The sequence below is a fragment of the Holdemania massiliensis genome (assembly GCF_022440805.1).
GTDB classification, from domain to species: Bacteria; Bacillota_I; Bacilli_A; order Erysipelotrichales; family Erysipelotrichaceae; genus Holdemania; species Holdemania massiliensis_A.
In genome coordinates this window covers 2,435,344-2,449,969 of sequence record NZ_JAKNTK010000001.1, presented here as the reverse complement: position 1 = coordinate 2,449,969, position 14,626 = coordinate 2,435,344, and the positions used below count along the sequence as shown (strand labels likewise).

Below are 14,626 nucleotides of genomic sequence, written 5' to 3'. Positions count from 1 at the left end.
AAGATGAAAGAAATCATGGACGCCAGTTCGATGAAGCGTTCGCTGGTGCGCATGGCGCATGAAATCGTAGAAAAAAACAAAGGGGTGGAAGGACTGGTGCTGGTCGGCATCAAGACCCGCGGAGAATTTTTGGCGACACGCCTGAAGCAGATGATCGATCAGTTTGAGGAATGTGATATTCCCTGTGACAGTCTGGATATTTCTGCTTGGCGGGATGATGTTGAACGCAGCGAGGTGCAGCAGACCTTAACCGTTGCGGTGCAGGATAAAGTGGTCATTCTGGTCGATGATGTGCTGTATAAAGGCCGAACCGTTCGTGCGGCGATGGACGGCATCATGCATTTCGGCCGGCCGCGGGCAATCCATCTGGCGGTGCTGGTTGACCGGGGACACCGCGAACTGCCGATCCGGGCCGATTATGTCGGCAAGAACGTACCGACTTCGCTGAATGAAGAAGTGAAGGTGCTGGTCAGTGAAACGGATGGCCAGGACGGCGTTTATATCAGCTAGAAGAAAAGAGGAAAATTACAGTGAAACCGATGAATGAACAGATTTTGGCGGAGTATGCGAAAACGTTATTGAACATCGACAGTCCGACCGGCTATACGCGATTGGCGATTGACTGGATTGAGCAGCAGGTGCGTTCCTTAGGCTATGCCAGCTACCGCAATGCCAAGGGCAATCTGATCGTGGAAATTCAGGGGCCTGCGGATAAGCCGGCCGTCGCCCTCAGCGCGCATACGGATACGCTGGGACTGATGGTCCGCGCGATCAAAAAGGACGGCAAGCTGGCCTTTACACGCTTAGGCGGTCCGTGCCTGCCGACGCTGGATGGCGAATACTGCCGCATCATCACCCGCAAGGGACAAGTTTATACCGGGACGATCTTGTCCACGGCTCCGGCTGTACATGTTTACAAGGAAGCATCGAGTCAGGAACGGACGGAAGAAACGATGGAAGTGCGGATCGACGAGCTTGTCCGCAATGAAGAGGATGTGCGCAAATTGGGGATTCAGCCGGGAGACATCATTGCGATTGATCCCAAAACGACGATCACACCGAGCGGCTTTATTAAATCCCGCTTTCTGGACGACAAGATTTCCGCGGCGATCTTTCTGACACTGCTAAAAGCCCTGAAAGAGGAAGCGGTGACGCTGCCGCAGAAAACCTACTTCCTGTTTTCTACCTATGAGGAGGTTGGCCATGGCGCTTCGTGGATTCCGCAGGATGTCGTCGAGCTGCTGGCCGTGGATATGGGCTGTATCGGATCCGATCTGAGCTGTACGGAGACGGACGTGTCGATCTGTGCCAAAGATTCCGGCGGGCCGTACGATTATGCGATGACCAGCCGGCTGATTGAACTGGCTCAGGCACACAATCTGCCGTATGCCGTCGATATTTATCCATATTATGGCAGCGATTGTGGAGCGGCGCTAAAAGGCGGCAATGATATCCGCGGGGCTTTGATCGGTCCGGGCGTACATGCCAGCCATGGGATGGAGCGGACGCATATGCAGGGAGTCAGCGCGGCGTATACGCTGACGGCGGCTTATCTTTTGGGGAAATAAATGCTAGGTTGGGAAATCCAAGGCGCTGCTGCGGATTTCCTTTTTTTATTCCTGATGAAAACAAGGTCATTCGTTTTCCCTCAAGCAAAGGCAGAATTGGATGCCGCATTTTATGCGGAAATATGGTAAACTATTCGTTATAGAATTGAGGGGAGTTCAACGTGAGTGCAATACTGAATTTTTTTCGCTGGCAGGGAATGATCAAACCCAGTCAGATCTGCGGCGAAATACCTAGCAACAAAGCCATTTATAAACGAACCTATCAAATCGCCTGGCCCAGCGCGGTTGAAAGTGTTCTGATCGCGTTAATCGGCGCGGTTGATTTAATGATGGTCGGCAATCTGGGGTCAGCGTCGATTGCGGCCGTCGGCATTACCAACCAGCCGAAGTTTCTCGTGTTGGCGACGATTCTGGCGCTCAACACCGGCGTTACCGTGCTTGTTTCACGCCGTAAGGGGGCGGGCAAGCAACAGGAAGCGAATACCTATCTGCGTCAGGCGCTGTTGTTAAGCGTCGGGTTTTCGTTTCTGCTTTCGTTAGGCGGAGCGCTGTTTGCCCCGCAGATCCTGGCCTTTGCCGGGGCAACGCCGGATTATTTAGGTCTGGCGGTGACGTATTTCCGGATTATCATGTTCGGCAACTTCTTTTACTGCATCGGCTTGACGATCACCGCAGCCCAACGCGGCGTGGGCAACACGCGGATTTCGATGGTGACCAACATCGCCGCCAACCTTGTCAATCTGGTGTTCAACGCGCTTTTGATCAACGGCCTGTTTTTCTTCCCGCGGCTGGAAGTCGCGGGAGCGGCGTTGGCCACAGCGATCGGCAACATCGTTTCGTTTTTGATTGCGGTGTATTCGGTAACGCATACCGAGGGCTTTCTGAAGCTGCATAAGCAGCAGTCATGGAAGCCGGATCTGTCGGCGATTCAGGATTTATACCGGATCAGCTGGTCAGCATTCATTGAACAGATCTTTCTGCGAATCGGCTTTCTGATGTATGCCAAAGCGGTTGCGGGCTTGGGAACAGTCGCTTTCGCCGCTCATCAGATCGTCATGAACATCATGTCGATTTCATTCTCGGTCGGCGATGGCCTGTCGATTGCCAATACGTCGTTAGTCGGACAAAGTCTGGGCGCCAACCGTTCGGATCTGGCGATCATCTACGGTAAGGTGTCGCAGCGGATCGGCCTGATTCTGGCGATTGTGGTTTCCGGTTCGATCACTCTGTTCCGAGCGCAGCTGATGGCGCTGTTCACCAACGAGACCGCGGTCATCCTGGCTGGGGAAACACCGCTGATCATTCTTTCTGTCACCGTTTTATTTCAGATTGTCCAGGTCATCATCGTCGGTTCGCTGCGCGGAGCGGGCGACGTTAAGTTTGTCGCACTGCTGATGTTTGTCAGCGTCACAATCGTACGGCCGGTCTTGACCTGGGTCATGTGCTATCCGCTGCAGATGGGACTGGCCGGAGCCTGGCTGTCCGTGTTTCTTGATCAGTTTACGCGCTATATCGTCAGCTATTGGCGCTTCCGCGAAGCGCGGTGGACGCGGATTCAAGTGTAGGCAATTGGGGATGAAATCCATCGGTTTCATCCTTTTTTGACGGCTGGGTTTCAGGCAAATTGTAAAGTTTAAATCATAAGATGGAAAGCGCTTGAAAAAAACAGGCAAAAAAGGGAAAGAAGCGGGAAGAAGTTGAAAATCGAGGTTTAAAAATCAAACCTTTTGTTTTATAATGATAACGGTTAGAGAGTACAGGAGGTTTAACCATGACAAAAACTTTTATGTCCATGGATGGCAATACAGCTGCCGCACATTGCGCGTATGCGTTTACTGAAGTAGCTGCAATCTATCCTATCACCCCATCCTCACCGATGGCTGAAGTCGTTGACGCATGGGCTACTCAGGGCCGGAAAAACATTTTTGACACGATTGTCAAAGTTGCGGAACTGCAGTCTGAAGGCGGTGCCGCCGGCGCGGTACACGGCGCTCTGCAGGGCGGTGCGTTGTCGACTACGTTTACAGCAAGCCAGGGCTTACTGCTGATGATTCCAAATATCTATAAGATGGCCGGCGAATTGCTGCCAGGCGTTATTCATGTTGCTGCCCGTTCCTTAGCAACCCGCGCGCTGAGCATTTTCGGTGATCACAGCGATATTTACGCATGCCGTCAGACCGGCGCCTGCATGCTGGCATCGCATTCTGTTCAGGAAGCGATGGATCTGGCGGGTGTTGCTCACCTGGCTGCGATCAAGGGTTCGGTACCGTTCCTCCATTTCTTTGATGGTTTCAGAACTTCTCACGAAATTCAGAAAGTCGAAGTCATGGATTATGAGTTCTTAAAGAGCTTGATTGACACGGATGCTGTGGAAGCGTTCCGGGCGAAAGCCTTGAATCCGCATACCAATGCTGTAACCCGCGGCGGTGCGGAAAACGATGATATCTATTTCCAGGGCCGTGAAGCACAGAATCTGCATTACGAAGCGATTCCGGATATCGTTGCTGATTACATGAAGAAGATCAGCGAACATACTGGCCGTGAATATGCGCCGTTTACTTATTATGGTGCACCGGATGCTGAACGCATCATCATCGCGATGGGTTCGGTTACAGAAACCGTCAAGGAAACGATTGACGAACTGACCAAGCGCGGCGAAAAAGTCGGCTTGATCAAAGTTCATCTGTATCGTCCGTTCTCCGTGAAGTATCTGACAGCGGTTCTGCCGGCTTCGGTCAAGAAGATCGCTGTTTTGGACCGCACGAAGGAAATGGGTGCCCGCGAACCGCTGTATCTGGATGTCCTGAATGCCTTAAAGGGTATGGACCTGACGATCATCGGCGGCCGTTACGGCTTAAGTTCCCGCGATACGCAGCCGAATCAGATCAAGGCGGTTTATGATGAACTGGCAAAAGACGCTCCGAAGGCTGAATTCACGATCGGCATCAACGATGATGTAACTCACTTAAGCTTAGAAGTTGATCCGGAATTCCATGTTGGTGCGGATTATACATCCTGCCTGTTCTTCGGTTTAGGATCTGACGGTACGGTTTCGGCGAACAAGTCTTCGATCAAGATCATCGGCGACAACACCGATCAGTATGCTCAGGCTTATTTCCAGTATGACTCGAAGAAGGCTGGCGGTGTTACTCGTTCCCACCTGCGTTTCGGTCATTCTCCGATCCGTTCTACGTATTATATTGAAAATGCGGATTTCGTTTCCTGCAGTCTGGATGCTTACTGCTTCAAGTATGACATGGTCAGCTGCCTGAAGAACGGCGGAACCTTCTTGCTGAATACAACATTCGCTGCGGATGAGCTGCAGGATCACCTGCCAAACCGTATGCTGGCCCAGCTGGCGAAGAAGAACGCGAAGTTCTATATCATCGACGCGACAAAGATCGCTCAGGAAATCGGCATGGGCCGTCGGACCAATACGATTCTGCAGTCGGCCTTCTTCGCGCTGAATGAACAGATTATGCCGTATGAAAAAGCGGTTGAGCTGATGAAGTACATGGCGAAGAAGTCCTACTCCAAGAAGGGCGACGAAATCGTCCAGCTGAACTACAAGGCGATTGATCAGGGCAAAAACGGCCTGGTTGAAATTGAAGTCAAGCCGGAATGGGCACAGCTGAGCTATGATTCCGGACGCAAGCTGACGGGTGATGAATACTTTGACAATCATGTCATGGCGATCAACTCGCTGGAAGGCTATGATCTGCCGGTTTCCAACTTCATGAAGCATGATATCCTGGATGGCTCGATCCACAACAGCGTTTCCTTCAAGGAAAAGCGTACGATTGCCGTTCAGGTTCCGACTTGGGATCCAAACAACTGTATCCAGTGCGGATTCTGTTCCTTCGTCTGCCCGCATGCGACGATTCGTCCGTTCTTACTGACTGATGAAGAAATTGCCAATGCACCGATGGAATTCAAGACGATCCAGGCAATGGGCAAGGGCGTCGAAAATCTGAAGTATCGGATTCAGGTTTCTCCGGCCAACTGCGTTGGCTGCGGTCTGTGCGTTGTTGAATGTCCGGGTAAGGGCGGCAACAAAGCACTGAAGATGGTCGATATCAACGAAAAGCTGGATCAGGAACCGTTAGCGGATTACCTGTTCAAGCATACTGAATACAAGACGAACTACTTCCCAGTCGATACCGTCAAGGGTTCTCAGTTCGCAATGCCTTACTTTGAAGTTTCCGGAGCCTGCCCGGGCTGCGGCGAAACCCCTTACTACAAGCTGGCTTCTCAGCTGTTCGGCAAGGATATGATGATCGCCAACGCTACCGGCTGCTCGATGATTTACTGCTCGTCCACACCATCTACACCGTTCTCCAATGATGCGGAAGGCAATGGTGTTGCTTGGGCAAACTCCCTGTTTGAAGATAACGCTGAATACGGCTATGGTATGGCTTTGGCGCAGAACTTCAAGGAAGCTCGGATTCTGTCTTTGATGGAAAACAATCTGGATTCCGTCGAACCGGAACTGAAAGAAGCTTTCGAGAAATATCTGGCTGCCGGCAGCAACCGTGATGCACAGCGTGAAGTCAAAGACGCGATCATTGCCGGTGTTAAGGCTTCGGCTAATGAAGCAGTCAAGGAACTGTTAGACTACGAACGCGATCTGGTTGGCAAATCAATCTGGATCGTCGGCGGCGACGGATGGGCTTATGATATCGGCTACGGCGGATTGGATCATGTTTTGGCCAACAACCTGAACGTCAACGTTCTGGTTCTGGATACTGAAGTTTACTCCAACACGGGCGGACAGGCTTCCAAGTCTTCTCAGTCGGCCGCGATTGCGAAGTTCGCAGCCGGCGGTAAGAGCACAGCGAAGAAAGACCTCGGTCAGATCGCTATGGCTTACGGTCATGTTTACGTTGCTTCCGTTTCGATGGGCGCCAACCGTGCTCAGACATTGAAGGCCTTCAAGGAAGCGGAAAGCTATGAAGGACCATCTCTGATCATCGCTTACGCACCATGTGCTGAACACGGCATTAAGGGCGGTCTGGCGAACCATCAGAGAGTTCAGGCAAAAGCTGTTGAATGTGGTTATACTGTTCTGTACCGTTTCGATCCGCGCAACGAAGAACATCCGCTGACGATCGATTCCAAGGAACCGAACTGGGATCTGTTCCAGGCCTTCCTGCTGAACGAAACCCGTTACAGCCAGCTGCCGAAGCTGAAAGGTGAAAAAGCATACGAAATGTTCGAAAGAACAAAGAAGGATGCTCAGCGCCGTTATACACGCTTAGTCAAGCTGTCGGAAGAATAAATCGTAACCCTGTTTCTTTAGAAAACCGGGTAAGCGAAATAGAATCGCTTGTCAGGGTGACAAGAATGAACAAAACAGAGAGCGTTTCTCAATTGAGAAATTGCTCTCTGTTTTTTCATTTCCTATTTTTTTTATTTGTCGAAAGGCAGGATTTTGGTCAGAAAGACAATCAAATTTTGAGTTTCAGATTTTCCGCAATAAATTGCCGAAGCAGTGGGTTCAGCATTTGCGAATGCCGCATTGGAAAATCATGATTGACGCCTCGGAGTTGGATTGTCTGACAATGCGGATTTTCTGCCAGCAGAGCCAGCGATTCTTTCATTGCCTTGATCTCCCGGCTTCCGCAAAGGGCTAACATTGGAATATTTACTGTAGAATAAGCCGGCAGGCTGGACAAGTCCAGCGTATGAACAAAAAATGAGCGATAAACCTCGGCTGAAATGCGCTTGGAATCGTCGGCCATCGTACGGGCTTGTTGAGGAGTGTAATGCCAATACCAACCTTGAAGACGTACTAAACCTTGCCAATGCAGCATTTTTGCCGATATCTTCGCAAGCGCGCAGAGGCCCTTGATTTTCTGCGGATTCGGTTTTACCCAGGCACTTAAGAATATTGCGAAATGAAAGAATTCAGGATGTTCACTGACCAGTCTGACTGCGATCTGAGCGCCAAGGGAATGGCCGATCACCCCAACTTTTTGGTGCAGATTTTGGATCAATTCAAAAAGTTCCTGTGTTGTTTTTTGGGGATCATAGACAACTCCTGAAGCTTTCCCAGAACCTGGCAGGTGCAGTACAAGCAGATGATAGGAGTCAGCGAAAACATACTGCTGATTAAAAGTATCCAGCGCGCCTGCGCCGGGAAGCAAAAGAATTGTCGGATGATCTGGACTTCCATATTCGTCATAGTGAAGCATGACTGTCACTCCCTTGTCTGATCGATACAATAAAAGTTTCAATTTCTTTGTTTACTTGATCGGGATTATCGGCATTTGAAAAATGCCGGGCTTTCTGGATGAAATGCAGCGGATAACCGGTATGCTTAGCCCAGGCTTTGCAATACGTTTTTACCTTGCCCGTACAGTCCTTTTCACCAACGAGAATCAATACGGGAAACGGAAAGGAAACATCTTGATTCTCAATCGCAAAATAGGTGTAGGCAACACGCATTTGTTCTAAGATTTCAGCTTTTGAAAGCGGGGCCAACATTGAACGCATCGTTTGATAAGCATAGTGAGTCAGCGATACAGACGCAGCCATGGACCAGCGCAGGATGGCGGTCGGGAAGACTTTGGCCATGGGGACAACCTGTTTCAGCCACCACAGATCTGATTTTGAATAGTACCGCAGTCCTAAAGGGGTTGTATCTAAAGCAATCAAACCTTGAACCTGATCGGGATAAGCCTTGGCGAAATGCTGAGAAGGATAGCCGCCCATCGACATCCCAACTAAAAACACCTTATGCAGGGCTTCCCGCACCAAAATCTGGTGCAGGATTTCAGCGGTATCTTGATAAGAAAAATTCTGATAGGGCCGGGAACATCCATGCATCGGAACATCCCAAAGCAGGAGCGTATAGGCTTTTTCAAAATAGGAAACCTGCTTTTCAAACATCGTATGATCGGCTGTGACGCCATGGGTAAAAACAATACTCTCCGCATTTTCTTTCTTATCAATCCAATAATGCACAGTTCCGCCTTGCGCATGGATCGTTCTGTGCTGCATCATCGGGGGATCACCGGGATTGTATAGAGGGTTTCCCAAAAGTGAACAAGATCAAGAATTTCATGCTCAATTTGATCGGGATCCAGCTCATGCGAACGATATTTTTTCAGCATATATCCATCCATCGCATAGAAGATTTCCGTAATCATGGCATTGAAATCCAGATCCTGCCGCAAGCCGGCGGTCTCCACTTGTTCAAGAACTAAATTTTCGCTGGCTTCACTGGCTTGGGAAAAATGCTTTTGAATCATTGTCTCAATTTCAGGATCTGCCTCGTAATAGGCTTTCAGGGTAAAGCGGCTGAGATCCGGATAATCCCGCATCAGCGCGCATTTTGACAACAGGCTGCGCCTTAACATTTCAAAGAAATCATGAGTTTCCAGCGTTTTATACTGGGCTATGGAGGCTTTGGTCAGTTCCATTGCTTTCAGCCAGAGATAGAGATACAGTTCCTTCTTGTTTTGAAAATAATGAAAAAGCAGGGCTTTCGAAATTCCTGCTTCGGCGGCAATTTCTGACATGGAGGCGGTTTTATAGCGGTTATGGGCAAAGACGCGATAGGCAGCACCGGTTATTTTCTGCTGCTTTTCTAAAGAAAGTTTGAAAAACTTGTCATTCATAGGTATCTCCTTATTGACCTGACGGGTTAAGTGACCTAATTATAGGCCTGTTGACCGATTTTGAGAAGGGGCTGGAGGAAAAGCTGTGGTGAGTTAAACACAGAAAAAAGCCGGGAGAATAGGGCTGCCGTGAATCAGACAAGCAGTGAAATGGTTTTTGACAATCACCGGGCAATGTCAAAGGAAAGCCTGGAAAACCGCGGAAAGACTTGATAATTGATAGGGTTTTCATTATACTTGATAGTGAATTCGAGGTAGAGTGAATGAAAGTATTGTTATTTTTTGAAGGGGAAAAGGTGATTTCGACCTCTGGCATCGGCCGCGCACTAAAGCATCAGAAGCAGGCGCTGACGATGGCGGGGATTGATTATACCCTGGACCCTAACGATGATTTTGATATTCTGCACATCAATACAGTGGGACCAGCTAGTCAGGGAATCATTGCCAAAGCTCGCCGCGAGGGGAAGCCGGTCATTTATCATGCCCATTCCACGGAAGAAGATTTCCGCAATTCCTTTGTCTTGTCCAACCAGATTGCACCGCTGTTCAAGAAGCATTTAGTTTCGCTGTATTCCAGCGCGGATGCGATTATTACGCCGACGCCGTATTCCAAGCGTTTGCTGGAAGGGTATGGGATTGATCTTCCGATCTGGGCCGTATCCAACGGCATTGATCTGGATCGGTTCAGCTATGATGCGGAAAAGGTGAAGGCGTATTACAAGTATTTTAGTCTGAATGAAACCGATAAAGTCGTGTTGTCGGTAGGTCTTTATTTTGAACGCAAGGGACTGCCGGACTTCATCGAAGTAGCCAAGCGGCTGCCGCAGTACAAATTCATTTGGTTTGGCTATACGCCGTTGATTTCCGTGCCGAAAAATATCCGTGAGCTGGTGGAGGATCATCCGGCTAATGTCATTTTCCCTGGGTATGTCAAAGGGGCGATCATCGAAGGTGCCTATGCCGGAGCCAATGCGTTCTTCTTTCCATCCTATGAGGAAACCGAAGGCATCGTTGTTCTGGAAGCGCTGGCAGCCTCGCAGCAGGTCATCGTCCGCGATATCGGCGTGTTTGATCCATGGCTGAAGGATCGGGTTAATTGTTATAAAGGACATACGATTGACGAATTTACAGATCTGATCGAAGGGGTTGTGGAGAAGCGCCTGCCGCGGGTCGATGAGGAGGGCCGAAAAACCGCTCGGGAGCGCAGTATTGCCAGCGTGGGTCAGCAGTTAAAAGCAATCTATGAAACCGTATTGAATCAACATCATTCTGAAACGATGTAAAAGAGCCGGGAGCTCTTTTTCTTTTGTCTGCGGGATTTCTTAAGAAAGTAAAAAGAATCATCGAAGACAGGCTTAAGAGCAGCGGGCAGCGATCCATATTCCTTGTGCAACCTTGTTTTTCATTGTATAATAAGTTGACGAGGCTGAGGAAGTATGAAAAAAGCGCGAAACTATGTGATTAATATTCTGCTCATTGTAGGCTTCACAGCCGGAGTGCTGTGGTTTACCTTGAAAGATAATTTTAACGAAGTAATGGGGATTCTGACGCAGGTCAATTTCGGCTGGCTGATCGTGATCATTGCGATTGCGATTTTGTACCAGTGTGTGATCGGCTGGATTCTGACACAGTTGGCACGGATCAGCAATCCGCACTACAAATTAAATTATGGGATTGTCAACGCCCTGGTGGCTTCTTTTTTCCATGGCGTGACGCCGAGTGCTTCAGGCGGGCAGTTTGCTCAGGTGTACGTGTTTAAGAAACAGGGCGTGCCGTTAAGTGATTCAGCAAGCGTATTGTGGATGGATTTTATCGTGTATCAGTCAGCGATGATCGCCTCGGTCTTTATTCTGATCGTGCTGCGTTTTCATCACTTCTATACGAATTATTCGCAGTTTTTTGCGTTGGTGCTGATCGGCTTTTTAGTCAACAGTCTGGTGATTGTCGGACTGTGGGCACTGGTGCGTTTTCCTAAGGTCTATACGTGGATCAGTACAACCGGTTTGAATTTGGGCTGCCGGCTGCATTTAATTAAGAACAAAGAAAAAGCGCTGGCGCTATTGAAAGATCAGCTCGATCGGTTTGGCAGTGAAACGTCCAAACTGAAAGGACACCGGCCGCTGATCATCAAGGTGACGCTGGCCAATTTTGTCCGGCTGTCACTGTATTATGCGATTCCGTTTTTCTGTGCGCAGGCTCTGGGCTTGAAGGTCAGTGCGGATATGCTGATCGACTGCATGGCGCTGTCGGCATTTGTCTCCATGATCAATGCCTTTATCCCGATTCCGGGAGCGAGCGGGGGAACGGAAGCAACCTATGTTTTAATGTTTTCAACCATCTTTGGGAAGCTGGGCGCTACCAGCTCGATGATCTTATGGCGGTTTGCTTCCTATTACTTTATGTTGATCGTGGGCGGACTGACCTTTATCTGGGTTAAGAGCCGGCCGGCGATGACAGTGAATAAAATGCAGGAGGAAAAGCAATGAGGATTGGATTATTTACGGACACTTATCTTCCAGACGTCAACGGCGTGGTTTCGTCGATTGTAACGCTGCAGCAGGAACTGGAAAAAAACGGTCATGCGGTGTACGTGATCACCACGCATCCCGGTCTGCTTCAAGTTCAGCGCGAAGGCAATGTTCTGCGGTTGCCGGGTGTGGAACTGAAAAGTTTGTATGGTTATGTCTTAACCAGTCCGATTCATTTTGCGGTGCTGAAGGATATCCGGGAAATGGAACTGGACGTCATCCATGCCCACACGGAATTCGGCGTCGGGATCTTTGCCCGCATTGCGGCGAAAATGCTGCAGATTCCAATCGTATCGACCTATCATACAACCTATGAGGATTATACGCATTACGTCAATGTTTTTAATCTGGAGAGTGTGGACAAGGTGGCCAAGAAAGCGGTCAGCAGCTTAAGCAAGCTGTATGGGGAGACCAGCACCGAGCTGATTGCCCCGTCGCAGAAAACCAAAGAGATGCTGCAGCGCTATGGAATAAAAAAACGGATTCACGTCATTCCGACCGGACTGGATCTGCAGCGCTTTGACGCGCACCGTACAGATTTGGAAACAAGAAAACAGCGGCGGCAGGAGCTGATGGCAGGCCCGGATGAGCTGCTGATTATTTTTGTCGGCCGGATCGCCAAGGAAAAAAGCATTGATTTTGTGATCGACGGCTTTACTTATTTAAAGGAAGCACATGTCCCGGTGCATTTTGCGATCATCGGCGGCGGTCCGGAACAGGAAGCGTTGGAAGACCATGTGCGTGAATTGGGATTGGAGTCGATGATTACCTTTGCCGGCAAGAAACCGGCAGATCAGATTCCTTCCTACTATCACTGTGCCGATGCTTTTGTTTCGGCCTCTTTGACGGAAACACAGGGAATGACGTATATCGAGGCACTGGCCAGTGAGCTGCCGGTTTTTGCCCGGCCGGATGAGGTGCTGGAGGATCTGGTACTGGAAGGTCAGACTGGATTTCTGTTTAAGAAGCCACAGCAGTTTGCTGAAAAGGTACAGCTGTTCTTAGCGTTAAGTGAAGAGGAGCGGGCGGCTATGAAGATAGCGGCCAAGCGTCAGGTGGAAGTGTATGACAGCCGGATCTTCTATCAGAAGGTTTTAGCAGTTTATGAAAGTGCGGCCAACGAATATCGGGAAATGTATCGGCTGGAATCAATCCGGCCGAAGGATGACTGTGTTGAATTGAAGGTTTGTTCGCCGAATGACGAAATCCGCATTCTGGTTTCACTGGAAACGTATTTCAATAAAGGGCTGCGCAAGGATGTTTTGATCAGCAGCGATGAACTTGATGAACTGATCAGTGAAGAAGAAGCCGTAAAAGCTTATCAAAGCTGCTTGAAGCGCATTGCGGCAAAAGACCGCACGCGCAAGGAAATCTATGACTGGCTGACGCAGAATACGCAGCTGGAGATCAAGCAGATCAATGAGATTGTTGAGAAGCTGGAAGACCGTGATTTGATCAATGATCTGCGCTATACGAAAAATCAGGTCTATAACCTGAAACTGATGATGCAGGGCAAAAACAAGATCAGCCGGACCTTGCGCAAAAAAGGCATTCCGTATGAGATGATCGAGTCGGTCTTCGCTGAAGAAGACGAGCAGTCAGAATTTCGCAATGCCTTGAAGTGGGCCCAGAAGCTGCAGCCGACAATCAAGGAAAAATCGGTGCGAATGAAAAAAAATATGATGAAATCGAAATTGATCGCGCAGGGCTTTGCGGTGGATGTGATCAACGAAGTCATGGATAATCTGAGTTTTGTCGAGGATGAACGGGCTGAGCTGGAAAGTCTGCGCAAAACAGCGGCGAAAGCTCAGAAACGGTATCAGTCGAAATACAGCGGAACAAAACTGCGGAATTATGTCTTTCGGTATTGTTCTGCGCAGGGCTTTGCGGTCGAAGATATTTATTTGATTTTAAGTGAAATGGAGTGGGATGATGAATAAGAAAATTAGTGAGTTTAAGGAGGGCGAAAGCCTGACGCTGCCTTTGCTTTTAGTTCAGGTGACCAAAGGCGTGACCAGCAATGGTTCGCCTTATCTGTCGCTGACACTGCAGGATAAGTCCGGGACAATCGAGGGCAAGATCTGGGATGTCAAGGAAGAACAGGCAGCGGCTTGTGTGCCGGGACGGGTTGGTGAAGTCAGCTGTGAGGTGCTGCGTTATCGCAATTCGCTGCAGCTGCGTGTTCATCGGCTGACACCGATGGATCAGCAGAGTGTTGAGTTGAGCGATTACGTGATCGCTTCGGATATTCCTAAGGAGCTTCTGCAGCAGAAGATTCAGGATGCGGTCAGTTCCCTGTCCAATCCGATCTATAAAGGGATTGTCAGTGCCTTGTTTGAAGAGTATGAGAAGCCGTTTTATGATTATCCGGCCGCAGCGAAAAACCATCACAACTTTGTCGGAGGACTAGCCGTGCATGTTACCGGCATGGTCGATCTGGCGAATGAGATTGTGAAGCTGTATCCGTTGTTAAACCGCGATCTGTTGGTGAGCGGCGTGCTGGTGCATGATCTGGGCAAGCTGACAGAGCTGTCCGGACCGGTCATGACAGAATATACGCTGGAAGGCAAACTGATCGGGCATATTTCGATCATGCAGGCCAAGATCATGGAGATTGCGACTCGGCTGGGCTTCGAAAAGAGCGAGGAAGCGATTCTGCTGCGCCATATGGTGCTGTCGCATCACGGCCAGCTGGAATTTGGTTCGCCGGTAATGCCGATGGTCGCCGAAGCGGAAGTGCTGCATTTGATTGATAATCTGGATGCACGCATGAATACGCTGGATAAGGCGTATGCCCAGACTGAACCGGGTAGTTTTACTTCGCGGTTGTTTCCGATGGAAAACCGGGCGTTTTATAAACCAAAATCAAAATAAGCGAGGGAATCCGCAAGGATTCTCTTTCCTTTTT

The 14,626-nt window shown here is 49.5% G+C and carries 11 protein-coding genes; 8 read left to right on the top strand and 3 right to left on the bottom strand.

Annotation, left to right across the window (positions count from 1 at the left end; genetic code table 11):
- Nucleotides 1-3 precede the first annotated feature (3 nt).
- From pyrR to nifJ, 4 genes are all read left to right on the top strand, one after another.
- Nucleotides 4-510 carry a bifunctional pyr operon transcriptional regulator/uracil phosphoribosyltransferase PyrR gene (gene pyrR / locus MCG46_RS11265; RefSeq protein WP_020223853.1) on the top strand — a complete coding sequence of 169 codons (507 nt, stop codon included), beginning with the start codon at nucleotides 4-6 and terminating at the stop codon, nucleotides 508-510.
- A 29-nt stretch (nucleotides 511-539) separates the two neighbouring features.
- Nucleotides 540-1,568 carry a M42 family metallopeptidase gene (locus MCG46_RS11260; protein WP_240281450.1) on the top strand — a complete coding sequence of 343 codons (1,029 nt, stop codon included), beginning with the start codon at nucleotides 540-542 and terminating at the stop codon, nucleotides 1,566-1,568.
- Between the two features lie 161 nt (nucleotides 1,569-1,729).
- A complete protein-coding gene (locus tag MCG46_RS11255; RefSeq protein ID WP_240280096.1) occupies nucleotides 1,730-3,133 on the top strand; it encodes an MATE family efflux transporter in 1,404 nt (467 codons plus the stop codon).
- A gap of 206 nt (nucleotides 3,134-3,339) precedes the next feature.
- On the top strand, nucleotides 3,340-6,846 hold the full coding sequence (nifJ, locus tag MCG46_RS11250) for a pyruvate:ferredoxin (flavodoxin) oxidoreductase (RefSeq protein WP_240280095.1): 3,507 nt from the start codon (nucleotides 3,340-3,342) through the stop codon (nucleotides 6,844-6,846).
- A 169-nt stretch (nucleotides 6,847-7,015) separates the two neighbouring features.
- Here the strand turns inward: nifJ and MCG46_RS11245 are convergent, their stop codons facing one another.
- The 3 genes from MCG46_RS11245 to MCG46_RS11235 are packed head-to-tail and all read right to left on the bottom strand — an operon-like array spanning nucleotide 7,016 to nucleotide 9,190.
- Complete coding sequence (locus MCG46_RS11245; RefSeq protein ID WP_240280094.1) at nucleotides 7,016-7,762, bottom strand: alpha/beta fold hydrolase; 747 nt, start codon at nucleotides 7,760-7,762, stop codon at nucleotides 7,016-7,018.
- A complete protein-coding gene (locus MCG46_RS11240) occupies nucleotides 7,749-8,573 on the bottom strand; it encodes an alpha/beta fold hydrolase (RefSeq protein WP_240280093.1) in 825 nt (274 codons plus the stop codon). Before MCG46_RS11240 ends, MCG46_RS11245 begins: the two co-directional genes overlap by 14 nt.
- Entirely contained in the window at nucleotides 8,570-9,190 is a 621-nt protein-coding gene (locus tag MCG46_RS11235) for a TetR/AcrR family transcriptional regulator (protein WP_240280092.1), read from the bottom strand. The genes MCG46_RS11240 and MCG46_RS11235 overlap by 4 nt, the downstream gene beginning before the upstream one ends.
- Nucleotides 9,191-9,453: 263 nt before the next feature.
- Between MCG46_RS11235 and MCG46_RS11230 the strand changes: the two genes are divergently transcribed.
- The 4 genes from MCG46_RS11230 (at nucleotide 9,454) to MCG46_RS11215 (ending at nucleotide 14,592) form a co-directional block, all read left to right on the top strand.
- Nucleotides 9,454-10,473, top strand: a complete 1,020-nt coding sequence (locus MCG46_RS11230; RefSeq protein ID WP_240280091.1) for a glycosyltransferase — start codon at nucleotides 9,454-9,456, stop codon at nucleotides 10,471-10,473.
- 153 nt (nucleotides 10,474-10,626) lie between these two features.
- Nucleotides 10,627-11,676, top strand: coding sequence for a lysylphosphatidylglycerol synthase transmembrane domain-containing protein (locus MCG46_RS11225; protein ID WP_240280090.1), 1,050 nt, complete (start codon nucleotides 10,627-10,629; stop codon nucleotides 11,674-11,676).
- Nucleotides 11,673-13,658 (top strand): glycosyltransferase, encoded by a 1,986-nt coding sequence (locus tag MCG46_RS11220; protein WP_240280089.1) that lies wholly within the window; start codon nucleotides 11,673-11,675, stop codon nucleotides 13,656-13,658. Before MCG46_RS11225 ends, MCG46_RS11220 begins: the two co-directional genes overlap by 4 nt.
- Entirely contained in the window at nucleotides 13,651-14,592 is a 942-nt protein-coding gene (locus tag MCG46_RS11215) for a 3'-5' exoribonuclease YhaM family protein (protein ID WP_020223843.1), read from the top strand. Before MCG46_RS11220 ends, MCG46_RS11215 begins: the two co-directional genes overlap by 8 nt.
- Nucleotides 14,593-14,626 lie beyond the last annotated feature (34 nt).